Consider the following 22,862-nt stretch of genomic DNA (forward strand, 5'->3'; position numbering starts at 1 on the left):
GCCGCGCCGGTGCTGCGAAAACGTACTGGCCGGTAGCTTCAGTTCAATGATTCAACACAACTGGGAGTCGATTCGGAGCCCTAGTATGACGCTCGCTAAGCTGACTGGCCATGACCACTGTCCAGGAGCCGTCCGCGCCCGAGGCGGCGAGTACGCCCGATATCCACACCACCGCCGGCAAGCTGGCAGACCTGCGCAATCGTCAGGCCCAGGCCCACGCCCCGAGCGGTGAGGCTGCCATCGAGAAGGTCCACGCGAAGGGCAAGCTCACCGCCCGCGAGCGTATCCACGCTCTGCTCGACGAGGGCTCGTTCGTCGAACTCGACGCCCTCGCACGGCACCGCAGCACCAACTTCGGCCTGGCCGACAACCGTCCCGTCGGCGACGGTGTCGTCACCGGCTACGGCACCATCGACGGTCGCGATGTGTGCGTGTTCTCCCAGGACGCGACGGTCTTCGGCGGCAGCCTCGGTGAGGTCTACGGCGAGAAGATCGTCAAGGTCATGGACCTGGCCCTGCGCACGGGCCGTCCGCTGATCGGCATCAACGAGGGCGCCGGCGCCCGCATCCAGGAAGGCGTCGTCTCGCTCGGCCTGTACGGCGAGATCTTCCACCGCAACGTGCAGGCCTCCGGCGTGATCCCGCAGATCTCGCTGATCATGGGCCCCGCCGCCGGTGGTCACGTGTACTCCCCCGCCCTGACCGACTTCGTGGTGATGGTCGACCAGACCAGCCAGATGTTCGTCACCGGTCCCGACGTCATCAAGACCGTCACCGGCGAGGACGTCACCATGGAGGACCTCGGCGGCGCGCACACCCACATGGTCAAGTCGGGTGTCGCGCACTACGTCGCCGACGGCGAACAGGACGCCCTCGACTACGTCAAGGACCTGCTGTCCTACCTGCCGTCGAACAACCAGGCCGCGGCTCCGCGCCTGGCCCCGACCGACCCGATCCTCGGGTCCATCGAGGACTCGCTCACCGACGAGGACCTCGAGCTCGACACGATCATCCCGGACTCGGCGAACCAGCCGTACGACATGCACGAGATCATTCGTCGGCTGCTCGACGACGACGAGTTCCTCGAGGTGCAGGCCGAGCGCGCCGCCAACGTCATCGTCGGTTTCGGCCGCATCGACGGCCGCAGCGTCGGCATCGTCGCGAACCAGCCCACCCAGTTCGCCGGCTGCCTCGACATCGACGCCTCCGAGAAGGCGGCCCGGTTCGTGCGGACCTGCGACGCGTTCAACGTGCCGATCATCACCCTGGTCGACGTCCCGGGCTTCCTGCCGGGTACCGAGCAGGAATACAACGGCATCATCCGCCGCGGCGCCAAGCTGCTGTACGCGTACGGTGAGGCCACCGTCGGCAAGATCACCGTCATCACCCGCAAGGCCTACGGCGGCGCGTACGACGTCATGGGTTCCAAGCACATGGGTGCCGACGTGAACCTGGCGTGGCCGACCGCGCAGATCGCCGTCATGGGTGCCTCCGGCGCCGTCGGCTTCGTCTACCGCAAGCGCCTTCTCGAAGCCGCCAAGAACGGCGAGGACGTCGATGCGCTGCGCCTCGAACTGCAGAACGAGTACGAGGACACCCTGGTGAACCCGTACGTCGCGGCCGAGCGCGGATACGTCGACGCGGTCATCCCGCCGTCGCACACCCGCGGCCAGATCGTGTCCGCATTGCGACTGCTCGAGCGCAAGATGGTTTCGCTTCCGCCGAAGAAGCATGGGAACATTCCGCTGTGACCGCCGTGACGGAGGAAAAGATCATCACCGACATCGACTCGACCGAAGCATCCGACGCCCCTCTCGAGGACGTCGTGGTCGAAGCTGCCGGTGAGAACTCGGCACCGGAGCCCGTGACTGCCGAGGCGGTAGTCGAGACCGCGGCTGCCCTGCGCATCGTGAAGGGCAACCCGACCGACGAGGACATCGCCGCGCTCGTGTGCGTGCTCGCCGCGGCTTCCTCGGGCGCCGAATCCGAAGGCGACGGCCGTCCCGCGGAGACGTGGGGCGACCCGACCCGGATGCATCGCCAGTGGGCGCCGTTCTCGCCGTATTCGTACCCGAACCTCGGCTGAGATGACCCGATTGGTGCTCGCGTCGGCGTCGCCGGCACGGCTGTCCGTGCTGCGCGCCGCCGGCGTGGAACCGCTCGTGCTGGTGTCGGGGGTCGACGAGGACGCGATCGTCGCGTCGCTCGGCCCCGACACCGCGCCCGAGGTCGTGGTCACCGAACTCGCCCGCGCCAAGGCCGCCGACGTGGTGCCCCGGCTGAGCGGTGACGGCGTGGACGACGCAGTGGTCGTCGGGTGCGATTCGATGCTGCACGTCGACGGACGGTTGCAGGGCAAGCCCGGCACCGCCGAGGTCGCGCGGGCCCGCTGGCGCTCGATGGCCGGCCGCAGCGCCGACCTGCTCACCGGGCACAGCCTGCTGCGGGTCCGCGACGGTGAGATCGTCGCGGAAGCCTCCGCGCACAGCGGCACGACCGTCTATTTCGGCACCCCCACCGACGACGAACTCGAGGCCTACCTCGCGAGCGGCGAACCCCTCCAGGTCGCGGGTGCCTTCACCCTCGACAGCCTCGGTGGCTGGTTCATCGAGCGTCTCGAAGGCGACCCGTCGTCGGTCATCGGCATCGGTCTGCCGCTCGTTCGGCGGCTCCTCGGCGAGGTCGGAGTTTCCGTCGCCGACCTCTGGTCCACGTCCGCGAAGTCGACGGGAACCGTCACCCGCTAGCGAAGGGCCGCCGGACCCCGCGTTCCAACGACCGCGCCATCGCCTCGGCCTTGCTCTTGGCCCGCTCGGCGTGAACTCCTGCGAACAGCTCGTCGACCGTCCCGACCCACAGTTCGAGCCACCGTTCGAACCGTGCCGGGGTGAGGCCGTGGTGCGCGTGCAGTGCCCGGTGCACCGGCAGGAAGTTGCCCTCGTACCGCGTGGTGCGGAAGAGGATCTGTTCCCAGAAGTCACCGACGACGAGCAGATGCTCGTCGAGACCGACGATCGCGAGCACCTCGAACACCGGCGCGAGCGTCGGATCGGTGAGGGCGCGTTCGTAGAACCTGCGGACGAGCCGGTCGATGTCGGCGCGATCGGACACGTCGAAGACCGGGGCGCCACTGGAAATCACATCCACCGAACCTACCGCCTAGTATTGACGGCGCACCTGCCACCACTGCCTCAGGAGCCCTCTGTGCCCGTCGAGCCCGACGCCAATCCCTCATTCGCCGCATACGCCGACCCCACTCGCCTGGTGTCGACGGAATGGCTGTCCGCCCACCTCGGACATCCCGAGGTGAAGGTCGTCGAATCCGACGAGGACGTGCTGCTCTACGACGTCGGCCACATTCCCGGCGCCGTGAAGATCGACTGGCATCTGGACCTGAACGACCCGGTCACCCGCGACTACATCGACGGTGCCGCGTTCGCCGACCTGATGAACCGCAAGGGCATTCGCCGCACCGACACCGTCGTGATCTACGGCGACAAGTCGAACTGGTGGGCCGCCTACGCGCTGTGGGTCTTCACGCTGTTCGGCCACGAGGACGTGCGCCTGCTCGACGGCGGCCGCGACGCGTGGATCTCCGAGAACCGCGACACAACCTTCGACGTCCCGTCCACCACCACGACCGGATACCCGGTGGTTGCGCGCAACGACGCCCCGATCCGGGCCTTCAAGGACGAGGTGCTCGCATCCCTCGGCACGTCTCCGCTGGTGGACGTGCGCTCGCCGCAGGAGTACACCGGCGAGCGCACCCACATGCCGGACTACCCGGAGGAAGGTGCCCTGCGCGGCGGCCACATCCCCACCGCGGTGTCCATCCCGTGGGCGAAGGCCGCGGCGCCGGACGGCCGGTTCCGTTCCCGCGCCGAACTCGACGAGATCTACGCGGACATCTCCCGCGACGCGGATGTGATCGCCTACTGCCGCATCGGTGAGCGGTCCAGCCACACGTGGTTCGTGCTCACACACCTGCTCGGCTACCAGAACGTCCGCAACTACGACGGTTCGTGGACGGAGTGGGGCAACGCGGTGCGCGTGCCGATCGTCAAGGGCGAAGAACCCGGGGAAGCGCCCGCCCGATGAGCCTGCCCTCCGCGCTCGCCGAGATCGTCGACGACTTCGCCGCCGTCACCGGTCAGGACAAGCTGCAGCTGCTCCTCGAGTTCAGCCGGGAGCTTCCGCCCCTCCCGGCCGAAGTCGAGGAAGCCGCGATGGAACCGGTGCCCGAGTGCCAGTCGCCGTTGTTCCTGTCCGTCGATTCGTCGGAGCGTGATCGGGTGCGGCTGCATTTCAGTGCTCCGCCGGAGGCGCCGACCACGCGGGGGTTCGCATCGATCCTGCATCAGGGTCTCGACGGGCTCAGCGCACAGGAGATCCTCGATGTGCCGGACGACTTCTACTCGGCGCTCGGACTGGCGGATGTGGTGAGTCCGCTGCGGCTGCGCGGCATGAGCGCAATGCTCGCCCGGATCAAGCGGCATCTTCGGGCCTGACCTCGTCGGAGGCGCTGTCCCGACCTCGCGGGGGGCGGCTGTGCAGTCTCGGCTACCGGCCGGTAACGTTGCGGGGTTCGATCTTGCTCGTAGTGTGTAGGGGCTATCCGGTTACATCGTCTATCGGATTGACGCCTACACTCTCCGTGACGGCAATAACCTAACGATCGATCAACAGGAGGCTCCGTGCCCAGTCATGCCAGCGCGCACATCACGAAAGTGCTCGTCGCCAACCGCGGCGAGATCGCTGTGCGGGTCATCCGAGCTGCCAAGGACGCCGGTTACGGCAGCGTAGCCGTCTACGCCGAGCCCGACGCGGATGCGCAGTTCGTGAAGCTCGCCGACGAGGCGTTCGCGCTCGGCGGCCAGACGTCGGCCGAGTCCTACCTGGTCTTCGACAAGATCCTCGACGCCGCGAAGAAGTCCGGCGCCGACGCGATCCACCCCGGCTACGGCTTCCTGTCCGAGAACGCCGACTTCGCCCAGGCCGTGATCGACGCCGGCCTGATCTGGATCGGCCCCTCGCCGCAGTCCATCCGCGACCTCGGCGACAAGGTCACCGCCCGCCACATCGCCGAGCGCGCCAACGCGCCGATGGCCGCGGGCACCAAGGACCCGGTCAAGAACGCCGACGAGGTCGTCGAGTTCGCCAAGCAGTACGGCGTGCCGGTCGCGATCAAGGCGGCCTTCGGTGGCGGCGGTCGCGGCATGAAGGTCGCGCAGACCATCGAGGAGATCCCCGAGCTGTTCGAGTCGGCCACCCGCGAGGCGATCGCCGCCTTCGGCCGCGGCGAGTGCTTCGTCGAGCAGTACCTGGACAAGGCCCGCCACGTCGAGGCGCAGGTCATCGCCGACCAGCACGGCAACGTCGTCGTCGCCGGCACCCGCGACTGCTCGCTGCAGCGCCGCTTCCAGAAGCTCGTCGAGGAGGCGCCCGCGCCGTTCCTGACCGACGAGCAGCGCAAGCGCATCCACGAGTCCGCCAAGGCCATCTGCCGCGAGGCCGGTTACTACGGCGCCGGCACCGTCGAGTACCTGGTGCAGGGCGACACGGTGTCGTTCCTCGAGGTCAACACCCGCCTGCAGGTCGAGCACCCGGTCACCGAAGAGACCGCCGGCATCGACCTGGTGCGTCAGCAGTTCCGCATCGCCAACGGCGAAGAACTCGAGATCAAGGAAGACCCGACGCCGCGCGGCCACTCCTTCGAGTTCCGCATCAACGGTGAGGACGCCGGTCGCGGCTTCCTCCCCGCCCCCGGCCCGATCGCCGTCTACAAGGAGCCCTCGGGCCCGGGCGTGCGCGTCGACTCCGGCGTCGTGCAGGGTGACGTCATCGGCGGCCAGTTCGACTCGATGCTCGCCAAGCTGATCGTCACCGGCGAGACCCGCGAGCAGGCGCTGCAGCGCGCTCGCCGCGCCCTCGCCGAGTTCGAGGTCGACGGCCTCGCCACGGTCATCCCGTTCCACCGGCACATCGTCGAGAACCCGGCCTTCGTCGGCGACGGCGAGAAGTTCGACGTCTACACCAAGTGGATCGAAACCGAGTGGGAGAACACCATCGAGCCCTACGCGGGTGCCGGTGCCGTCGATGACGAGGACGAGGCTCTGCCGCGTCAGAACGTCGTCGTCGAGGTCGGTGGCCGTCGCGTCGAGGTGTCGCTGCCCGGCCAGTTCTCGCTCGGCGGTGGCGGCGGCGCGGCCGGTGCCATCCGCAAGAAGCCGAAGGCCCGCAAGCGTGGCGGCGCCCACGGCGGCAAGGCGTCCGGCGACGCCGTGACCGCGCCGATGCAGGGCACCGTCGTCAAGGTCGCGGTCACCGAGGGCCAGGAGGTCGCCGAGGGCGATCTGATCGCCGTCCTCGAGGCCATGAAGATGGAGAACCCCGTCACCGCGCACAAGGCCGGTGTCGTGACCGGCCTGGCCGTCGAGCCGGGTGCTGCCATCACTCAGGGAACGGTGCTCGCCGAACTCAAGTGATGTTCTGACCAACGGGGCGTGCCCCGGGCGGATCCGACGATCCGCCCGGGGCACGCCCCGTTTCGGCTTCCGAATCGGCTGCGCCCCCGTTCGAACACATGTACTATTCGAACATGAGTTCGACAGCAGAGGTTCATACGGTGGAGCGCCCCACCGTGGACGAACTCTGCGCACTCGACGTCGACCGCCTCTCCGACGAGGACATCGCCTCGACACTCCGCACCGTCGAACGCCTCCGCCGCCGACTCGACGGCCTCGACGCGCGACTGGTCGCCCAGATCGAACAGCGCGGACTCGAGAACGCCGTGAAGCTGTCCACGCCCCAGAAATACCTGGTCGAACTCCTGCACCTGTCCCGCGCCGACGCGGTTCGGCGAGTGAAGAACTCCCGCCTCCTCGCACCCCGCACGACTCCCAGCGGCACCGCCCTCGCCCCGATCCTGCAGGTCACGGCCGCTGCCGTTGCCGACGGTGACGCGTCCGCCGCGCACGTCGATGCCATCCGCAAGGTGACCGAGAAGATTCCGGGGCGGTTCGGGAACGACGTCGTCGAGACCGTCGACCGCATCCTCGGCACCCTCGCCCGGACCGCGACCCCCGACGACATCACCACCGCCGGCATCGACCTGCTCGCCCGACTGGACCCCGACGGCAACCCACCGGACGACCGCGACCGCAAGGCCCGCCGCTCCCTGAGGCTCGCACCGCAATCGGCCGATCTGATGTCCCGCCTGCACGGCGACCTGCATCCGGCCACCCGAGCCAAACTCGACGCCATCCTCGCCACCTGGGCCCGACCGGGCATGAACAACCCCGACGACCCCGACTCACCTGCCGGCAGCATCGACCGGCCCGACCTCGACCCCGCCGTTCTCGATCGGGCGGCCCGCCGCGACCGGCGCACTCCCGACCAACGCCTCCACGACGCCTTCGACGCACTCTGCACCCACGCACTGGCCTCCGGCGCTCTCGGCCGACACCGCGGTCTGCCGGTCACCGTCGTCGTCACCATGACCCTGCGCCAACTCGAACGGGCCACCGGCCTCGCCACCACCGCCACCGGCGGGGTCGTGCCCGTCACCGATGCCCTCGCCATGGCCGAGCACGCCCATCCGGTCCTTGCACTTTTCGACCACGCCGGCGCTCCCCTGCATTTCGGACGGTCCAGACGCCTCGCCACCGCCGACCAGCGCCTGTTGCTCACCGCCTGGCAACGCGGCTGCACCCGGCCCGGTTGCGATGCTCCCGCCTCGCACTGCGCCGTTCACCACCTGACCGAATGGCAACACGGCGGCGGCACCGACATCGACAACCTCGCGCTGGTATGCGACGCCGACCACGCACGCGTCACCGACTCCGGGTGGCGCACCACCGCCGATCCCCACGGCCACCGCCCTCTGTGGACCGCACCGCACCTCCTCGATCCCACCCGCACACCCCGGCGCAACCATCGCCATCACCCCCACGAGCTCGTCACCCACGCGATCCTGAACGCGTCCCCGCCCCGTCGCAGGCGCGGCCCGGCAGCACCGACGCGTTGCCGGGATCGGAACGGCTCCGACTCGGCGGAGGATCATCACCCACGAACGGAGCGCAGTTCGTAGCGTTCCGGGGCAGATTTCCGTGAACGCTCGAGACTAGGGTGGATATATGGCCGAGCCGCACGAGATACGCATCGGCACCGCCGAACGCGAGCAGGCGCAGCGTCTGCTCGGAGAACACTTCGCTGCCGGACGGCTCACCCTCACCGAGTTCGAGGAACGGTCCGGACGCATCGAAGCGGCGACGACACGCGGCGAGCTGGTGGCCCCGTTCTCCGATCTGCCCCTCATCGAACCGGCACGGCGGCAACGGCGCGGACGGGGACTGGTTCTCGGCCTGCTGCCGCTGGCCCTGTTCGCGGTGTTCGTCGTGGCGGACCGGTTCGGCATCGGTCTGTGGCTGCCCGCGGTCGCAGCAGTTGCCGCCGCGGGGACGGCGATGTTCGTCGGCCGGTCCCGTCCCGAAGACCCGGCACCCGGGTCCGCGCGTCTCCTGCCCGCACGCCTTCTCGACGAGACCACTCCGGCTCCCCCCTACAACCGCGAAACCCGTCCCCGCACAGCCCCTTCGGGCGCCGCTGTGCTCGACGTGCTCACCCTCTTGCCGATCGGGCTGGTGGCCGCGGTGTCGATGGTGGCGATCCGCTTCCCGCTCGTCATGGTGATCTGCGCCGTCGTGCTCGTCGCGGTCGTGGTGAAGGCGTATCGGATCATGACCGGCGGACCCGGCTTCGGCCCGTGAGACCGGCCACGCGGCGCCAACTTCGGGCAACTAGTCTGTGGGCATGTCCGACACACCCGAGGTTCGCATCGGCACCGCCGAACGCGAGCGTGCGCTGCAGTTGCTCGGTGAACATTTCGCAGCCGGACGACTCACCCTCGCCGAGTTCGAAGAACGCAGCGGCAAGGCCTCGGCAGCGACGACCCGCAGCGACCTCGACGCCCTGTTCACCGATCTGCCGACGGAAACGGCGAACGTCCCTGCTCCGGCAGCCGAGACTGCCCCGGCCAAGCGTGGACTGCCGGACCGGTGGCGCGACGTGGTCGCGGGCGTGACACCTGCCGTCGCGCTCGTCCTGTTCTTCCTTACTCACAGCTGGCTGTGGTTCCTGCTCATCCCCGTCGTCAGCGTCGTCCTGTATGCGGGGCTCGATCAGAACGACCGTTCGCGTGACCGCAAGCGCGACAGAAAGAATCGCAAGGACAGGGGCGACGCCTGATGGAACCGGTCGAGATCAACGCGGGCAACTGGTATCTGCTCGCCGAGGACACCGAGTCCTGGAACGCCGACACCCGGTACCGCTGGTCGGTGCGCGAGGCGACGACCGCGGAATCGGTTGCGGACGTGACACTGATGCCGGACGGGACGTTGACCGGCACCGCCCGCGACGGCGAGGACGCCGCGCTGACCGCCGCGCGCCGCGCGGTACGCGGATTCGCCGAGGCCGCACTCGGTCTGACCGTCCGGGACGCCTGACCGGTGCCCACACTCACGTGGCGGCGCACGCTGCCTCTCGTGCTGGCGACGGTCGTGGTTACCGCGATGCTCCTGTCCCCCGGAGGCACCGCACCGGAAGGCCCGCCGCACGCCGACAAGGTCACGCACGCAGTCTTCTTCGCGACCCTCGCCTACTGCTCGCTGTATGCACGGATCCCCGTCGCCTGGACGATCGGCTGGCTCGCCGCGTACGGCGTGCTGACCGAGATCCTGCAGGAAATGGTTGCGGTGCGTCGCTCGGGGTCGGTCTGGGACTGGTGCGCCGACCTGGTCGGTGTGCTCGTCGGTCTCGCGGTGTTCACTGCGGTACGCCGTCGCACCCGAACCGCGCGCTGACGGATCGGGTTCGACGACCCCCTGCACCCGGACGAGACACTGCGCCTACGTCATTCGCCGCGTACGGTCTCCGTACGTTCCGTGTCGACCAGCCGGGTCCGCAATGCCTGGAGGGTGTCGTCGTCGAGACCGAGTCCTTCCGCGAAGTACTGCTCGATCGTCCCGTAGCGGTTGGTGACCTCGTCGAGCGACGCCTCGAGATAGTTGCGCTGCACACCGAGGAGTGGGCGCAGCACGTTCGGATCCCCGCCGAGTTCGCGGAACTTCGTGAACACCGGCTCGAACGTGGGGAGCAGCAGATCGTTGGTGCGCAGATAGTCGGCGAACACGTCGTCCTCGCCGGCGCCGGCGAACAGCAGCAGCGACGCGGCCGCCCATCCGGTCCGGTCCTTCCCCGCACTGCAGTGCACGAGTGCCGGAACCTCGCCGTGCGCGATTCCGGTCGCCAAACGTCGATAGGACGCGGCAGCGCTGGGCATGGAGACGAAGTCCCGGTAGCTGCCCAGCAGGTAGTTCTCGGCGCGACCGTCCGACAACTCCTTCGCGACAACCTCGGGGTTCGCGACGAGTTCGGGCAGTGCGGCGGCGATGGAGGCGTCCTCGCGATCGGCGAAGACGTCGAGCCCGACGTGGACGGCACCCTCGGGCAGACGGTCGGGGCGCCGTTCCATCTCGGCGGCGGTCCGCAGGTCGAAGACAGTGGTGATCTGCAGGGCGTCGAGCGTCTCACGGTCGGTGTCGGTGAGTCGGCTCAGATCGGTGGAGCGGAACACCACTCCGGTGCGGACCACGCCGCCGAACCGGCTCGCACACCCGCCGATGTCCCGCAGGTTGGCGAGCGACGGTATCGCGAACGTCGTGTCCTCGCCCGCGCCTTCTCCCACTGTTTCTGTCATGTACGACAAACTACGCGGCCGGGCGACGGACTGCGGCACAGCCCGGGTGACACCGTTACCCGGTGAGCGGACGGCAATCGGCGGTGCATCCCGGGTTCTGCGGCGGGGTCTCCGGGGTCGCCGGCCGGTGCAGCACGGCCGACGTCGGCCGGACCCGCAGCGCGTCGCCGTCGAGGACGGCTTCACCGTCGACGATCAGTGAGTACCCGCCCGGTTCGGCGGGTGGGTGCACGAGGGACACGACCGGGTGCACACCGATGTTCGCGGTGGTGCGCCGGCCGGGTTCGCCGACGGTCAGATCGGTGCCGTTCCACACCGCCGTCACCGCGACCGCGTGCGGTCTGAAGTCGGCGCCGGTGGTCAGCAGGTAGGCGTATCCGAAGTCCGCGAGTGCCGCGTCGAGGGCGGCGAGATCGACTTTGATGCTCACGGCACCGAGCGTGCGCGGGATCGAACATCCGGTCAAGCGCAGCCGCCCCCATGTGGTGCGCTTGGGGGCGGCTCGAGACCGATGTTGTTTGCGAATTCTGCGGGAAAGTCGCAAACAACCCCGGTCTCGACCGTCCCCGCTACGGTTCGATATCCGACGCTCGCGCTTCGTCGAGTGCTTCTTCGAGGATCACCACCCTGCGGTAGAGCGCTTGGATGGCGGCCATGCACACGCCGTTGGCGTCCACGAGTGCAATCCTCCGATTCGAGTGCCCGAGCCCGAACGCAGCCGCGAAATCCTGCGCCATCGGCCCGAGATGCCGAACCGAGCTGTGGTCGAACCCGTAGGTCCACACGCTCAGCGGCAATTCGCTGAGGCGCACGAGAATTTCGTCCGCACCGACCGGTATCTGCGCCTGAAGCCCACGTCGGCGGGTCAGGGCGGAATGCATCCAGGCGATCGGGTGCCTGGTGCGTCCCGACAGTCGGGCTCGCCGCTGCCCCCGGGCGGTGGAAATCCACCGCCCGGGGAGCTCGGGTAGCCCGCCGTCGACATCCGTCCGACCGTACTGTGCCGAAGCCTTGCCGGCTCGTGCGGTGTCCATGCTGACAGCCGACAGTTCCACCAGGTTCTCCCTGCCTACTGCCCGAGGGCCTGAACATCGTGCTTGATATTTGCGTCGCTGCTGAAGATCATGAGCCACACGGTGCTGATCACATTTGCGATGAGCGCTTCCAACATTTCTTTCTCCCTTGCTCTTGCGGCGCTTCCGCTACCGCGGTCGTTCCGGTGATTCCGGCTACGACGAGAACTCTCCGCTGATGAGCGCCTCGGCGAATCCGTGCTGACCCGGCATTTCCACCCAGTGCCGGCACGGATTCCGGTTCCGTGCCTGCACGGTGGTGCCCGTAATCGGGCCGGGAGGACACTGAGAAGGTTCGGTGAGGAGATGCGATGGTGCGTGGTCGAGCAATCCCGGTCCTGATCGCCCTGGCCGCCCTTCTCGCCGCGGCCGTGGTGGCGTCCGTGGACTGGTCCCCCGCCGCGCGGCACGATCCGGCGCGTGCATTGCTCCTCGGACCGCGCGAATCGTTCGCTGCCGCGGAGGGCCCGTTCCTGCCGGTGTTCGGCACCACCGAGCTGATCCTGTTCCTGGGTGCCGGCATGGCGTTCGTGGTGTCCGGTGCCGTCGCGTGGCAGTTCCGTCCGCACGACCTGACGGGTCCGCTGATCCTGGCGGCGGGCCTGCTGTGGCTGCTCGGCGGGCTGCGTCGCTCCAGCAATCCGGTTCTGTTCACGATCGGGGTCGTGGCGACGAACCTGTATCTGCCGCTGTTGCTGCAGGCGGTGATCGGATTCCCTACCGGCCGGCTGCACCATCGCTGGGAGAAATGGTTCATCGGCGCGACCTGGTTCCTCGCGACAGTCGGCGTGATGACGGAGTGGATGTTCGTCGATCCCCGAGCGACCGTCACGCTGGTCCCGTCGACATCCACGAATCTGCTGCTGATCCGGCACGATCCCCGGTTGGCGGACCCCATCCAACTGGTGGTCGGCGCCGGTGCACTGGTGCTGGTCGCCGTCGTCGTCGCCGTTGTGACGGTGCGCTGGCGGCGCGGAACACCGGCCTATCGAGCGGGGTTCGCGCCGCTCGCGATCGCCTACGCGATCGCCGGGCTCGTGACGGTGGCGATTCTGTCCACCGCGATCCGGGTGCCCGGCTCCCCCTACATCTGGATCCTGAATCTGCGTTATCCCGGCGCCGCGCTGTTCCCGCTGGCCGTCGCGATCGGGTTGGTGCGCTACCGGCTGGCACGGGCGGCGATCAGCGACGCGATGGTCGAGATCGGCGACGTGCCACTCGATGTCGGCTTCGTGGATGCGCTGCGGCGCGCGGTGCGCGACCCCAGCCTGGTGCTGTGGACGTACTCACCCGAGGACCGCTGCTATCTCGACGCGGACGGAATCCCGCGGGAGCTGCCTCGCCATTCCCGGACGCGGGCGGCGACGATCGTCGAGCGTGAGGGCCGGCCTGTCGGTGCGCTCGTCTACGACGCGACGTTGGAAGCGCAACCGGAGTTGCTCGCGGCCGTGCGGAGTGCCGCGATCGTCGCGTTGGATCACGAGCGTCTTCGGGACTCGTTGCGCGAACAGCTCGAGGAGGTGCGGCGGTCCCGGGAGAGGATCGTGGCGGCCGGCGACATGCAACGAAAGCGTCTCGAACGCGACCTGCACGACGGCGCGCAACAGCGCCTGGTTGCGGCGTCGTTGCTGTTGCGCCGCGCGCAGCGCGCCGACGACGAGATGGATCTGCGCAAGTTGCTCGGTGACGGGGTCGCCGAGCTCGACAATGCCCTGGCCGAACTGCGGGAACTGGCCCGCGGCGTGTATCCGCCGGTACTGACCGAGCGTGGCCTGGTGGTGGCGCTGAAGTCGCTGGCCGAGCGGGCGCCGCTCCCCGTCCGCATGGAGGATCGGATAGGGACACGGCTGCCGCCCGCGATCGAGTTGGCCGTGTATCTGATCACCGCCGAGGCGGTCACGAATGCGGCGAAGCATTCTGGTGCGTCGGTGGTCGACATCGAACTGGACCGGGACGACGAGCGGATGACGCTGACGGTCCGTGACGACGGTTGCGGCGGAGCGAAACCGACCGCGGGCAGCGGACTCGACGGGTTGGCCGATCGTGCAGCCGCGCTCGGCGGAGATCTGGTGTTGGACAGCCCACCGGACCGGGGCACGACCATCACGGTGACCCTGCCGCTCGGCACCGTCCCGGCCACCTGACCGGACGCACGATCGACGGACGCGCGATCGGTCCAGCCGGTTCCGCTGCCGGACCGGATGGCGTTCAATGGATTCTGGGTCCTCCTCAGGGAGTGCGGGCAGTGGACGAACAGGATGAACTCGGTCCGGGCACGGTCTTCGCGGGATACACGATCGAGCGCCTGCTCGGCATCGGCGGTATGGGCCGCGTATATCTCGCTGTGCATCCGCATCTGCCACGCAAGGTCGCGTTGAAGGTGCTGCATCCGGGGCTGACGTCGGACGACTACGTCGCGTCGCGGTTCGAGCGGGAGGCAGCGCATGTCACGCGGCTCGAACATCCCAACATCGTGCAGATCTACGACCGCGGGCGCGAGCACGGGCGTTTGTGGATCACGATGCAGTACGTTCCCGGTGTCACGGCCGCGGACCTGATCGCGGCGGGACCGGTCCCGGTGGGGCGGGCCGTGCACATCATCTCCGAAACGGCGAAGGCTCTCGATTTCGCGCATCGGACGGGTGTGCTGCATCGCGATGTGAAGCCGGCGAACATTCTCATCGCCGACCCGATCGCCGAGGACGAGCCGGAGCGGGTGCTGCTCACCGATTTCGGTATCGCGAAGGCGCTCGACGAGACGGGGCGGCTGACGCGCACGGGAATGTTCGCGGCGAGCCTGCAGAACGCCGCGCCGGAACAGTTCGACACCGCGGTCGTCCTCGACCATCGGGCGGACCAGTATTCGCTGGGATGCACGTTCTACCACCTGCTCACCGGCCGGCCCCCGTACCCCGGTGAGACATTGCCGCAGCTGTGGCACGGTCACGCCCGGAGCCCGATCCCGCGTCCGAGCGAGGCTCGTCCGGATGTCCCGGTCGCACTGGACGCGGTCGTCGCACGGGTACTCGCGAAGGATCGGGCGGATCGGTACCCGTCGTGCCGCGCGTTCGCCGACGCGGCGCGGGCGGCGATCGAGACCGACGGCAGCGCCGGCGCACGAACGCAGATCTGGCGCGAACCCGACCGCGCGGAGCTGCGGCGCTCCGGGCCCCGCGAACGCCGGTCGTGTCCGCTGCGGGTGGTCCTCGCCGACGACTCGGTGCTCCTGCGGGAAGGCATCCGCAGCCTGCTCGGCGACGAGGGCCTCGAGGTGGTGGGTGAGGCCGGCGATGCGTCCGATCTGCTCGCGCTCGTCGCGCAGGCCCGTCCCGACGTCGCGGTCGTCGACATCCGGATGCCGCCGACGCACACGGTCGAGGGCATCGATGCGGCCCGGACGATCCGCTCCGAGTTCCCCGAGACGTCGGTGCTGTTGTTGTCGCAGTACGTCGAATCCGAATACGTGATGGATCTGTTGACGAACGGGGCCGGTGGGCTGGGCTATCTGCTCAAGGACCGGGTCGCCGACATCGACGAGTTCATCGACACCCTGCATCGGGTCGCCGACGGCGGGTCGGCGATCGACCCGAGTGTGGTGAGCCGGATGGTGTCCCGCCCGCACCCCGGCAGGCGGCCCATCGACGACCTGTCGACCCGCGAACGGGAGGTGCTCGCGCTCATGGCCGAGGGTCGCTCGAACCGCGCGATCGGCGCCACGCTGTTCCTCGGGGAACGGACCGTGGAGGCGCACATTCGGTCGATCTTCCTCAAGCTCGGCCTGCATCCGGAGCCGGAGGCCCACCGCCGGGTGCTCGCGGTCCTCGAACATCTCGAGGCGAACTCCTCGTGACGGGAGACAGCGTGGTCAGCTGCGGGAGAGCACCCGGTCCAGCGCCCCGACCGCTTCGTCGAGTTCGGCGGTCGTGACGACCAGCGGCGGGCGGAAACGGATTCCGCGCGAACCGGTTCCGATCATGAGGACGTGTTCGTCGGTGAACAGCCGGGACAGGACGGCGTCGCGTTCGGCCGGGGACGGCAGATCGACGGCGCACATCAGCCCGCGTCCGCGCACTTCGGTGATCTCGGGATGCCGGTCGGCGAGCTGCCGCAGTGCCGACAGCAGGTGCGCGCCGGTGAGCCGGGCCCGATCGACGAGCCGGTCCCGTTCGATCACTTCGAAGACGCGACGGGCCCGCACCATGTCGGTGAGGTTGCCGCCCCACGTGGAGTTCAGGCGGGAACTCACGGTGAAGACGTTGTCGGCGACGTCGTCGAGTCGGCGACCGGCCATGATGCCGCACACCTGCGTCTTCTTACCGAACACCACGATGTCCGGGACGACACCCATCTGCTGGTAGGCCCACATGGTGCCGGTCATGCCGACCCCGGTCTGCACCTCGTCGAAGATCACCAGCGCATCGTTCTCGTGACACAGATCCGCCATGGCACGGAAGAATTCGGGGCGGAAATGGTGGTCGCCACCCTCCCCCTGGATCGGTTCGGCGATGAAGCACGCGATGTCGTGCGGGTTCTCGGCGAAGGCACGCCGGGCCTGCTCGAGCGCCCGGGATTCGGCTTCCGCGACGTCGCGTCCGTCCCGCAGATAGGGCGCGTCGATGCGTGGCCAGTCGAACTTGGGATAGCGGTCGGTCTTGACGGGATCGGTGTTGGTCAGCGACATCGTGTAGCCGGTCCGGCCGTGGAACGCCTCGGTCAGGTGCAGCACCTTGCTGCCGAGGCTCGGGTCGCGGCCGTGGGCTTCGTTGAGCCTGCTGGCCCGGTCGAACGCCGCCTTGAGCGCATTCTCGACGGCGACCGCACCGCCGTCGACGAAGAACATGTGCGGCAGGGCCGGGTCGCCGAGGATCCGGGCGAAGGTCTCGACGAACCGGGCCATCGGCACCGTGTAGATGTCGGAGTTGCTGGGCTTGTTCACTGCCACCGCGGCCAGTTCGTCGACGAATTCGGGGTCGCCGACGAGCTCGGGATGATTCATGCCGAGTGCGGACGACGCGAAGAATCCGAACATGTCGAGGTAGGTGGTGCCGTCGCGCTGGTCGACCAGGCGCAGCCCCGAGGACTTGTCGAGATCGAGGACGAGATCGAACCCGTCGGCCAGGATGTGGCGGCCCAGTGTGTCGTGTACCCGGTTCGGCGGCAGTTCTTCGGCACCGCCCGGGTTTCGGAATGCAGTGCTCATGCCCCGAGGCTACGCCAAATCCTTTACTGCGGTGCAGGCTTGCAACCGGAGAATATCCTTGCGCAAGGGCTAACGATCGTAAAATGTTTGGAGTATGACGGTGCTGCGGGTGGCGACGTTCGCGGTGGCGCGGATCTGCTGCAGTAGCTGTTCGAGTTCCCGCGGAGAACCGACCCGCACGAGCAGGATGTAGCTCTCGTCGCCGGCCACCGAGTGACAGGATTGGATGGCGTCGATGTGCCGCAGCCGGGCAGGCGCGTCGTCCGGTTGCGAGGGATCGAGAGGGGTGATCGCCACGAACGCCGACAGCATCAGCCCGAGCGCCTCGGGATCGACCGACGCCGTGTACCCGCGGATCACCTCCCGCGCCTCGAGCCTTCGCACTCGCGACTGCACCGCCGACACCGACAGGCCGGCCTTGTCCGCCAGCGCCGACAGCGTGGCCCGGCCGTCGGCGACGAGCTCACGCAACAACAGCCGATCGATCTCGTCCAGGTTTTCTCTCGAGGATTCCGGCACGAGCGCAGGTTATCCGAGCACGGAAGGACCGCACCCATGAATGCGCCCTCAGGGCATCCGGCCCCACCGCATCCGAGCGCAGATCTCGCCCCCCGCGCCGCACAGGCCCTGCAGCGATGCGGGGCACCGAGTCCGGCGCGCGACGGCTCCCTCGTCGTGACCACCCCGATCGACGGCACCGAGCTCGCACGCCTCCACCCGCACACCGCCGCCGACCTCGACGTCGCGATCTCCGCCGCCGCCGAAGCCTTCACCGTCTGGCGGGCGGTGCCGGCGCCGCAACGGGGGCGGCTCGTGCGGCGGCTCTCGGAGCTGCTCACCGAGCACAAGGCCGATCTGGCCGAGCTGGTCACCCTCGAGGCCGGGAAGATCACCTCCGAGGCACTCGGCGAGGTGCAGGAGATGATCGACGTCTGCGACTTCGCGGTCGGACTGTCGCGTCAGCTCTACGGTCGCACGATGCCGTCGGAGCGTCCCGGGCACCGGCTCATGGAGACCTGGCATCCCCTCGGTGTCGTCGGCGTGATCTCCGCGTTCAACTTTCCGGTCGCCGTGTGGTCCTGGAACACCGCGATCGCCCTGGTGTGCGGCGATCCGGTGGTGTGGAAGCCGTCGGAGACCACCCCGCTGACCGCGCTGGCCTGCGACGCGCTCCTGCGCCGCGCCGCGAGCGACGTGGGGGCACCGGATGCACTGCACCACGTGCTGCTCGGGGACGCCACCGTCGGCGAGGCACTCGTCGACGACCCCCGCGTCGCGCTGGTCAGCGCGACGGGGTCGGTGCGCATGGGCCGCATCGTCGGCCCCCGGGTCGCGGCGCGCTTCGGCCGGGTGCTGCTCGAACTCGGCGGGAACAACGGCGCGATCGTCGCTCCGTCGGCCGATCTGAACCTGACGGTGCGGGCCGTCGTGTTCGCCGCCGCCGGCACCGCCGGGCAACGCTGCACCACACTGCGCCGGCTCATCGTGCACCGGTCGGTGGCCGACGAACTGGTCCGCCGCATCGCGACCGCCTATTCGGGTCTGCGGATCGGCAACCCGTTCGACGACGGAGTCCTGGTGGGCCCCTTGATCTCCGGTCGCGCGTACGAGGCGATGTGCAAGGCGCTCGAACGTGCCGAGCTCGACGGCGGCGTGCGCGTCACCGGCGGCGAACGTGTCGAGAGTCCCGGCGAGTCGATCTACGTCTCCCCCGCGCTCGTCCGCATGCCCGCGCAGACGGAAGTGGTTCGGGAGGAGACCTTCGCCCCGATCCTGTACGTGCTGACCTACGACGATTTCGACGAGGCGATCGCGCTGCACAACGCGGTGCCGCAGGGCTTGGCGTCGTCGATCTTCACCACCGATTCCCGTGAGGCCGAACGCTTCCTGGCCGCATCCGATTGCGGCATCGCGAATGTCAACATCGGCACGTCGGGCGCCGAGATCGGCGGCGCTTTCGGCGGCGAGAAGGAGACCGGCGGCGGCCGCGAATCCGGATCGGACTCGTGGAAGGCGTACATGCGCCGTGCCACCAACACGATCAACTACTCCGACGAGCTGCCTCTCGCGCAGGGCGTCGAGTTCGGCTGACGGTCACGGTCCCCGCGTCCGCGCATGCCACGCCCAGGCGGCGAGCAGTGCACCTTCCATGGCCGCGTCCAGAAGGTAGGTCTTCGGGATCCGCCCGGCGGGAACGTAGACGAGGTCGACGGTGAGCAGGGTGGCGGCGGTGGCCACCCCGACCCGGCGCGCCGCGCGTGTTCCCTCGACAGTGCCCTCGGACCGCAGTTGCACCGATCCGTTGCCCACGAGCAGACCTGCCACCGTGTACATCAGCCACCGGTCCTGTTTCGGACCGAAGATCGCTTCGAAACTGCGTCTGTGCACGAGCGGCCACAGCCCGCCGAGAAGGTTGCACCATCCGTGGACGCGCGCGAGTCCGACGCCGAGACGATCGGCTTCGGCAACGGTGGTGGTCATGATGACGGGCTACCGCTGCGGGTCCGCATCAGCGCACCCCGCACGGCGACAGCCGCCGCACCGATGCCGAGAACCCAGGGTCCGCCCACGAGAATCGGATCCATCCACTGATGGGCCGTGTCGACGCGTCGGCGTCCGAGGCGCGAGCGGGCCCCTCCGTGCGTGAACTCGCTGCGGATGCCGGTCTCGGTGAACGGGTTGTCCGGGCGCGTGGATACGAACGACCTCAGGTGGGACTCGACGGCGTCGATCCGGTCGGCGCCGAGCAGCAGCAGCCAGTGCGCAGCGCGTCCTTCGCTGAACCGGCGGTAGGCGTACTTGCGGACGATTCCCGACAGCCCCTTCGGCGGGCAGGAGGTGCCGAACACCGGGGTCAGCAGGGCATGTTCGACCGAGCGTTCACGCGGCCACTTCTCTTCCTGCCGGTCCGGGAAGTCCCAGTGCGCTCCCGTGGCTTCCGGCTCGAAACGCTCCTTCGGCACCGCCGGCCGGTCCTTCGGATCGAGGTCGACCCCCCATCCCGGAATGCGTGCGCGCAGAGCGTCCGAGTCCGGACGCGGGTGCGGGCTCGCGGTGTACGCGGCGGGTGTCGGCGGCTTCGTCATCTCGCAGTCCTTTCACGCAGCGTCCGGCACGATGACCGGCTTGATGCAGTCGTCGAGTTTCGCGGAGAAGATGTGGTAGCCGTCGGCGATGTGCTCCAGCGGGATACGGTGCGTGACAATGTCGTTCGGCTTGATCACGCCACTCCGGATGTGCTCGAACAGGCGCGGCCACTGGCGTTTGACCGGACACTGGTTCATCCGCAGCGTCAGCCCCTTGTTCATCGCATCCCCGAACTTCACGGCGCTGAACATCGGCCCGTAGGCACCCATCACCGAGACCGTTCCACCCTTGCGGACCGAGTCGATGGCCCAGTTCAACGCGATGGGTGACCCACCCTGCAGCTTGAACTTGGTCGAGGTCACGTGCTGCAGCAGGTTGCCGTCGGCTTCCGCGCCGACCGCGTCGATGACCACGTCTGCCCCGAGATGATCGGTGGCCTTCTTCATCTGCACGACGATGTCGTCGTACTCGGCGAAGTTGTAGGTCTCGGCGTGGGCGAAGGTACGCGCCTTCTCGAGCCGGTATTCGAGGTGGTCGATCACGATCACCCGCCCGGCACCCATGAACCACGAACTCTTCGCGGCGTACAGACCCACCGGGCCGGCGCCGAACACCACCACGGTGTCACCCTCGACGATGTCACCGAGCTGCGCCCCGAAGTATCCGGTCGCCAGGGCGTCGGTGCATAGCAGCGCGTCCTCGTCGTCCATCCAAACCGGAATCTTCTGCGGCCCGACGTCCGCGAACGGCACGCGCACGAACTCCGCCTGGCCGCCGTCGTATCCGCCGCACGTGTGCGAATACCCGTAGATCCCCCCGACCGCGGTGGCGTTGGGATTGACGTTGTGGCAGTTCGAATACAGGCCCCGCGCACAGAAATAGCACGAGCCGCAGTAGATGTTGAACGGCACCATCACCCGGTCCCCGGGTTGCACGTTCCGGACCGACGACCCGACTTCGTGCACCACGCCGACGAACTCGTGACCGAACGTCATGCCCACTCGGGTGTCGGGCATCATGCCGTGATAGAGATGCAGATCCGACCCACAGATCGCGGCGCGCACGACCCGCACGATCGCGTCGTTCGGGTTCTCGATGCGCGGAACATCCTTTTCCTCCACCCGGACCTTGTACGGTCCGCGGTACACCATCGCTTTCAATTCGCCTCCCGGCTCTGGATTCTCGATCCCGGCTCTGCGCCGGAGTCCTTCTACGGAACCTCGGGGTGGTCGGCGAACATGGCTTCGATGCGGGCCTTGATCTCGGCCGTACTGAAGCCTGCTCCCGTCGTCCACGGCCGTACCGGCTCCGGTCCCTCCGCCTCGGCCGGGCCGAGGTCTTGCACATCGGTCGTAGTCATCTGTCCCGGAACTCCTTTCACCTCTGTCGTGAACGCCTACTCACAGCCTGCGGATGGTCAGTGTTCCCCGCGTTCGACCGCTCGACGCACCGCCTCCTCGGCCCCGTCGGTCCACGGCGCTCCGTGGCCGGGCAGGACCGTGCCGGCACCGGTGGCGGCAATGGCGGTCAGCGATTCGATCGCGCGGCGGGTGTCCTTGGTGGCCGCCGAGGCGACGATCTGGGGTCCCTCACCGCCGGTGTAGGGATCGAGCGTGACGAGCGCGTCACCGCTGAACACCACACCGCGATCGGCCAGGTGCAGGATGCAGTGGCCGTCGGTGTGCCCGGGCGTATGCGCGGCCACCGGTCGCCCCGGTACATCCAATGCGGTTCCGGTGGAAAGCTTTTCGACGTCCCGGACACCCTTCACCGTGAGCGCGCCGGCGGCCGCCATGCGAGCGAGGATCGGAAGGGACCGGGGGTGGGTCAGCGCGTAGAGGAACCGGTTGCGTTGGGGTGTGTAGCGGTAGGGGTGCGCGGCCAGACGTTCGTCGCCGGGATGGACGAGGATCGGCACATTCCACTCGCGGCGCGCCCGGGCGGCGAACCCGAGGTGGTCGAAGTGGGCGTGGGTCAGGATCAGAGCGCGGATGCCGACGGGGGCGCGCCGGCAACGCGCGAGCACCTCCTCCACCATCTGCCACATGCTCGGCAGGCCCGCGTCCAGCAAGGTCACCCCGTCGTCGTCCTCGACGACGTAGCAGTTGACGTGTGCGTGGCCGATCAGATAGATGCCGTCGGCGACGCCGAGAGTGATCATGTCCGCCTCACCCCGCGACCTGCTGGGCCTTCGCGTACGCGAGATGAAGAAAGTCCGCTCCTGTCAGGACCGCGAGGGCGTCCACACAGAGTGCGGTCGGGCGCGGCGCGAACACCCGCCCCACGGTGAGAACGGCAACGGCCCAGACGTCGAAGCAGAACGGGCAGGTCAGTAGTTCACCCAGGCTGCGCCGGGCTCCGTTCCGGTACTTCGGGGACTCCATCACCTCTGCGGGCCCGCCGTCGCCGTCGTACTCGGTGAACGATGCGCGAAGCGGGTTGGTCACCTCGTCCTTGGTGATCGTGCGCGACAGTTTGTGGACCGCAACCGCGGCGAGAAGCAGATCGCGGGTGCTCATTCTCCGGGGCAGCTGTCTGCCGGTCACCACCGACAACGCAGCGATGCCTACAACGAGAACGCCGTACAGAACCAGGACCATCAGGTGCCCGCCGAGATTCCGCTCGTCCTCCGGTTCGTCACGGGGGCTGTCGAGCTTCGCTGCGGGTTCCGAGGTGAGAGTCATCGGGGTTCCTTCGTTCGCGGGTGCAAACGAGTTACCCGTCCTCGCCGACCTCAATCATCCGG

Annotated in this window: 26 protein-coding genes; 14 read left to right on the forward strand and 12 right to left on the reverse strand. The window is 68.5% G+C overall.

What is annotated here, in order from left to right:
* Positions 1-110 precede the first annotated feature (110 nt).
* The 3 genes from ACWDTS_RS07865 to ACWDTS_RS07875 are packed head-to-tail and all read left to right on the forward strand — an operon-like array spanning position 111 to position 2,747.
* The gene (locus tag ACWDTS_RS07865; RefSeq protein WP_197253067.1) at positions 111-1,751 is read left to right on the forward strand and encodes an acyl-CoA carboxylase subunit beta; all 1,641 of its coding nucleotides are present in this window, start codon (positions 111-113) and stop codon (positions 1,749-1,751) included.
* Positions 1,748-2,086, forward strand: a complete 339-nt coding sequence (locus ACWDTS_RS07870; RefSeq protein ID WP_197253066.1) for an acyl-CoA carboxylase subunit epsilon — start codon at positions 1,748-1,750, stop codon at positions 2,084-2,086. Before ACWDTS_RS07865 ends, ACWDTS_RS07870 begins: the two co-directional genes overlap by 4 nt.
* A gap of 1 nt (position 2,087) precedes the next feature.
* A complete protein-coding gene (locus ACWDTS_RS07875) occupies positions 2,088-2,747 on the forward strand; it encodes a Maf family protein (RefSeq protein WP_197253065.1) in 660 nt (219 codons plus the stop codon).
* Here the strand turns inward: ACWDTS_RS07875 and ACWDTS_RS07880 are convergent.
* A complete protein-coding gene (locus ACWDTS_RS07880; protein WP_197253091.1) occupies positions 2,737-3,141 on the reverse strand; it encodes a group III truncated hemoglobin in 405 nt (134 codons plus the stop codon). The genes ACWDTS_RS07875 and ACWDTS_RS07880 overlap by 11 nt on opposite strands.
* Positions 3,142-3,204: 63 nt before the next feature.
* On the opposite strand from ACWDTS_RS07880, the gene ACWDTS_RS07885 reads away from it, so the two are divergent.
* From ACWDTS_RS07885 to ACWDTS_RS07920, 8 genes are all read left to right on the forward strand, one after another.
* Positions 3,205-4,098 (forward strand): sulfurtransferase, encoded by an 894-nt coding sequence (locus ACWDTS_RS07885; RefSeq protein ID WP_248673250.1) that lies wholly within the window; start codon positions 3,205-3,207, stop codon positions 4,096-4,098.
* Entirely contained in the window at positions 4,095-4,508 is a 414-nt protein-coding gene (locus tag ACWDTS_RS07890) for a SufE family protein (RefSeq protein WP_450117910.1), read from the forward strand. Before ACWDTS_RS07885 ends, ACWDTS_RS07890 begins: the two co-directional genes overlap by 4 nt.
* A 186-nt stretch (positions 4,509-4,694) precedes the next feature.
* Entirely contained in the window at positions 4,695-6,485 is a 1,791-nt protein-coding gene (locus tag ACWDTS_RS07895) for an acetyl/propionyl/methylcrotonyl-CoA carboxylase subunit alpha (RefSeq protein WP_450108622.1), read from the forward strand.
* Positions 6,486-6,598: 113 nt separating this feature from the next.
* Positions 6,599-8,089, forward strand: a complete 1,491-nt coding sequence (locus ACWDTS_RS07900) for a DUF222 domain-containing protein (protein ID WP_450117911.1) — start codon at positions 6,599-6,601, stop codon at positions 8,087-8,089.
* 46 nt (positions 8,090-8,135) lie between these two features.
* Positions 8,136-8,768: a DUF1707 SHOCT-like domain-containing protein gene (locus ACWDTS_RS07905; RefSeq protein ID WP_450108624.1), complete on the forward strand. Its 633-nt coding sequence runs from the start codon at positions 8,136-8,138 to the stop codon at positions 8,766-8,768.
* A gap of 43 nt (positions 8,769-8,811) precedes the next feature.
* Positions 8,812-9,246 (forward strand): DUF1707 SHOCT-like domain-containing protein, encoded by a 435-nt coding sequence (locus ACWDTS_RS07910; RefSeq protein ID WP_450108625.1) that lies wholly within the window; start codon positions 8,812-8,814, stop codon positions 9,244-9,246.
* A complete protein-coding gene (locus tag ACWDTS_RS07915; RefSeq protein WP_197253794.1) occupies positions 9,246-9,503 on the forward strand; it encodes a hypothetical protein in 258 nt (85 codons plus the stop codon). The genes ACWDTS_RS07910 and ACWDTS_RS07915 overlap by 1 nt, the downstream gene beginning before the upstream one ends.
* Before the next feature lie 66 nt (positions 9,504-9,569).
* Positions 9,570-9,860 carry a VanZ family protein gene (locus ACWDTS_RS07920; protein WP_450108692.1) on the forward strand — a complete coding sequence of 97 codons (291 nt, stop codon included), beginning with the start codon at positions 9,570-9,572 and terminating at the stop codon, positions 9,858-9,860.
* Between the two features lie 50 nt (positions 9,861-9,910).
* Here the strand turns inward: ACWDTS_RS07920 and ACWDTS_RS07925 are convergent, their stop codons facing one another.
* From ACWDTS_RS07925 to ACWDTS_RS07935, 3 genes are all read right to left on the reverse strand, one after another.
* Positions 9,911-10,756 (reverse strand): tyrosine-protein phosphatase, encoded by an 846-nt coding sequence (locus tag ACWDTS_RS07925; protein WP_450108626.1) that lies wholly within the window; start codon positions 10,754-10,756, stop codon positions 9,911-9,913.
* A gap of 55 nt (positions 10,757-10,811) precedes the next feature.
* Positions 10,812-11,186, reverse strand: coding sequence for a pyridoxamine 5'-phosphate oxidase family protein (locus ACWDTS_RS07930; RefSeq protein ID WP_420750741.1), 375 nt, complete (start codon positions 11,184-11,186; stop codon positions 10,812-10,814).
* 139 nt (positions 11,187-11,325) lie between these two features.
* The gene (locus ACWDTS_RS07935; RefSeq protein WP_450117912.1) at positions 11,326-11,568 is read right to left on the reverse strand and encodes a hypothetical protein; all 243 of its coding nucleotides are present in this window, start codon (positions 11,566-11,568) and stop codon (positions 11,326-11,328) included.
* 572 nt (positions 11,569-12,140) lie between these two features.
* On the opposite strand from ACWDTS_RS07935, the gene ACWDTS_RS07940 reads away from it, so the two are divergent.
* Both ACWDTS_RS07940 and ACWDTS_RS07945 read left to right on the forward strand, forming a co-directional pair.
* Positions 12,141-13,973 (forward strand): ATP-binding protein, encoded by a 1,833-nt coding sequence (locus ACWDTS_RS07940; RefSeq protein WP_450117913.1) that lies wholly within the window; start codon positions 12,141-12,143, stop codon positions 13,971-13,973.
* A gap of 101 nt (positions 13,974-14,074) precedes the next feature.
* Complete coding sequence (locus ACWDTS_RS07945) at positions 14,075-15,679, forward strand: protein kinase domain-containing protein (protein ID WP_450108629.1); 1,605 nt, start codon at positions 14,075-14,077, stop codon at positions 15,677-15,679.
* Between the two features lie 15 nt (positions 15,680-15,694).
* On the opposite strand, the gene lat is transcribed toward ACWDTS_RS07945, so the two are convergent.
* Positions 15,695-17,029, reverse strand: coding sequence for an L-lysine 6-transaminase (gene lat / locus ACWDTS_RS07950; protein WP_450117914.1), 1,335 nt, complete (start codon positions 17,027-17,029; stop codon positions 15,695-15,697).
* A 69-nt stretch (positions 17,030-17,098) separates the two neighbouring features.
* Positions 17,099-17,548, reverse strand: coding sequence for an Lrp/AsnC family transcriptional regulator (locus tag ACWDTS_RS07955; RefSeq protein ID WP_197253800.1), 450 nt, complete (start codon positions 17,546-17,548; stop codon positions 17,099-17,101).
* Between the two features lie 36 nt (positions 17,549-17,584).
* Here ACWDTS_RS07955 and amaB point away from each other — a divergent pair, with 36 nt between their 5' ends.
* Entirely contained in the window at positions 17,585-19,120 is a 1,536-nt protein-coding gene (gene amaB / locus ACWDTS_RS07960) for an L-piperidine-6-carboxylate dehydrogenase (protein WP_450117915.1), read from the forward strand.
* A 3-nt stretch (positions 19,121-19,123) separates the two neighbouring features.
* Here amaB and ACWDTS_RS07965 read toward each other — a convergent pair whose 3' ends face one another.
* Genes ACWDTS_RS07965 through ACWDTS_RS07990 form a run of 6 tightly spaced genes read right to left on the reverse strand, consistent with a single transcriptional unit; the run spans position 19,124 to position 22,800 of the window.
* Positions 19,124-19,510 (reverse strand): hypothetical protein, encoded by a 387-nt coding sequence (locus ACWDTS_RS07965; RefSeq protein ID WP_450117916.1) that lies wholly within the window; start codon positions 19,508-19,510, stop codon positions 19,124-19,126.
* Positions 19,507-20,115, reverse strand: coding sequence for a hypothetical protein (locus tag ACWDTS_RS07970; RefSeq protein ID WP_450117917.1), 609 nt, complete (start codon positions 20,113-20,115; stop codon positions 19,507-19,509). The genes ACWDTS_RS07965 and ACWDTS_RS07970 overlap by 4 nt, the downstream gene beginning before the upstream one ends.
* Positions 20,116-20,127: 12 nt before the next feature.
* Positions 20,128-21,276, reverse strand: coding sequence for a zinc-dependent alcohol dehydrogenase (locus tag ACWDTS_RS07975; protein ID WP_450117918.1), 1,149 nt, complete (start codon positions 21,274-21,276; stop codon positions 20,128-20,130).
* A 50-nt stretch (positions 21,277-21,326) separates the two neighbouring features.
* Positions 21,327-21,476 carry a hypothetical protein gene (locus ACWDTS_RS07980; protein WP_197253809.1) on the reverse strand — a complete coding sequence of 50 codons (150 nt, stop codon included), beginning with the start codon at positions 21,474-21,476 and terminating at the stop codon, positions 21,327-21,329.
* A 57-nt stretch (positions 21,477-21,533) separates the two neighbouring features.
* Positions 21,534-22,277, reverse strand: a complete 744-nt coding sequence (locus ACWDTS_RS07985) for an MBL fold metallo-hydrolase (protein ID WP_450117919.1) — start codon at positions 22,275-22,277, stop codon at positions 21,534-21,536.
* A gap of 7 nt (positions 22,278-22,284) precedes the next feature.
* Positions 22,285-22,800, reverse strand: coding sequence for a DUF1360 domain-containing protein (locus tag ACWDTS_RS07990; RefSeq protein WP_450117920.1), 516 nt, complete (start codon positions 22,798-22,800; stop codon positions 22,285-22,287).
* Positions 22,801-22,862 lie beyond the last annotated feature (62 nt).

The sequence above is a fragment of the Rhodococcus sp. NPDC003383 genome (genome assembly GCF_053589115.1).

Excerpts from the sequence above, each read along its gene's own strand:
- ACWDTS_RS07865 (WP_197253067.1), top strand. The coding sequence starts at position 111 with ATGACCACTGTCCAGGAGCCGTCCGCGCCCGAGGCGGCGAGTACGCCC.
- ACWDTS_RS07875 (WP_197253065.1), top strand. The coding sequence starts at position 2,088 with ATGACCCGATTGGTGCTCGCGTCGGCGTCGCCGGCACGGCTGTCCGTG.
- ACWDTS_RS07890 (WP_450117910.1), top strand. The coding sequence starts at position 4,095 with ATGAGCCTGCCCTCCGCGCTCGCCGAGATCGTCGACGACTTCGCCGCC.
- ACWDTS_RS07900 (WP_450117911.1), top strand. The coding sequence starts at position 6,599 with ATGAGTTCGACAGCAGAGGTTCATACGGTGGAGCGCCCCACCGTGGAC.
- ACWDTS_RS07905 (WP_450108624.1), top strand. The coding sequence starts at position 8,136 with ATGGCCGAGCCGCACGAGATACGCATCGGCACCGCCGAACGCGAGCAG.
- ACWDTS_RS07910 (WP_450108625.1), top strand. The coding sequence starts at position 8,812 with ATGTCCGACACACCCGAGGTTCGCATCGGCACCGCCGAACGCGAGCGT.
- ACWDTS_RS07915 (WP_197253794.1), top strand. The coding sequence starts at position 9,246 with ATGGAACCGGTCGAGATCAACGCGGGCAACTGGTATCTGCTCGCCGAG.
- ACWDTS_RS07920 (WP_450108692.1), top strand. The coding sequence starts at position 9,570 with ATGCTCCTGTCCCCCGGAGGCACCGCACCGGAAGGCCCGCCGCACGCC.
- ACWDTS_RS07925 (WP_450108626.1), bottom strand. The coding sequence starts at position 10,756 with ATGACAGAAACAGTGGGAGAAGGCGCGGGCGAGGACACGACGTTCGCG.
- ACWDTS_RS07940 (WP_450117913.1), top strand. The coding sequence starts at position 12,141 with ATGGTGCGTGGTCGAGCAATCCCGGTCCTGATCGCCCTGGCCGCCCTT.
- lat (WP_450117914.1), bottom strand. The coding sequence starts at position 17,029 with ATGAGCACTGCATTCCGAAACCCGGGCGGTGCCGAAGAACTGCCGCCG.
- amaB (WP_450117915.1), top strand. The coding sequence starts at position 17,585 with ATGAATGCGCCCTCAGGGCATCCGGCCCCACCGCATCCGAGCGCAGAT.
- ACWDTS_RS07965 (WP_450117916.1), bottom strand. The coding sequence starts at position 19,510 with ATGACCACCACCGTTGCCGAAGCCGATCGTCTCGGCGTCGGACTCGCG.
- ACWDTS_RS07970 (WP_450117917.1), bottom strand. The coding sequence starts at position 20,115 with ATGACGAAGCCGCCGACACCCGCCGCGTACACCGCGAGCCCGCACCCG.
- ACWDTS_RS07980 (WP_197253809.1), bottom strand. The coding sequence starts at position 21,476 with ATGACTACGACCGATGTGCAAGACCTCGGCCCGGCCGAGGCGGAGGGA.
- ACWDTS_RS07985 (WP_450117919.1), bottom strand. The coding sequence starts at position 22,277 with ATGATCACTCTCGGCGTCGCCGACGGCATCTATCTGATCGGCCACGCA.
- ACWDTS_RS07990 (WP_450117920.1), bottom strand. The coding sequence starts at position 22,800 with ATGACTCTCACCTCGGAACCCGCAGCGAAGCTCGACAGCCCCCGTGAC.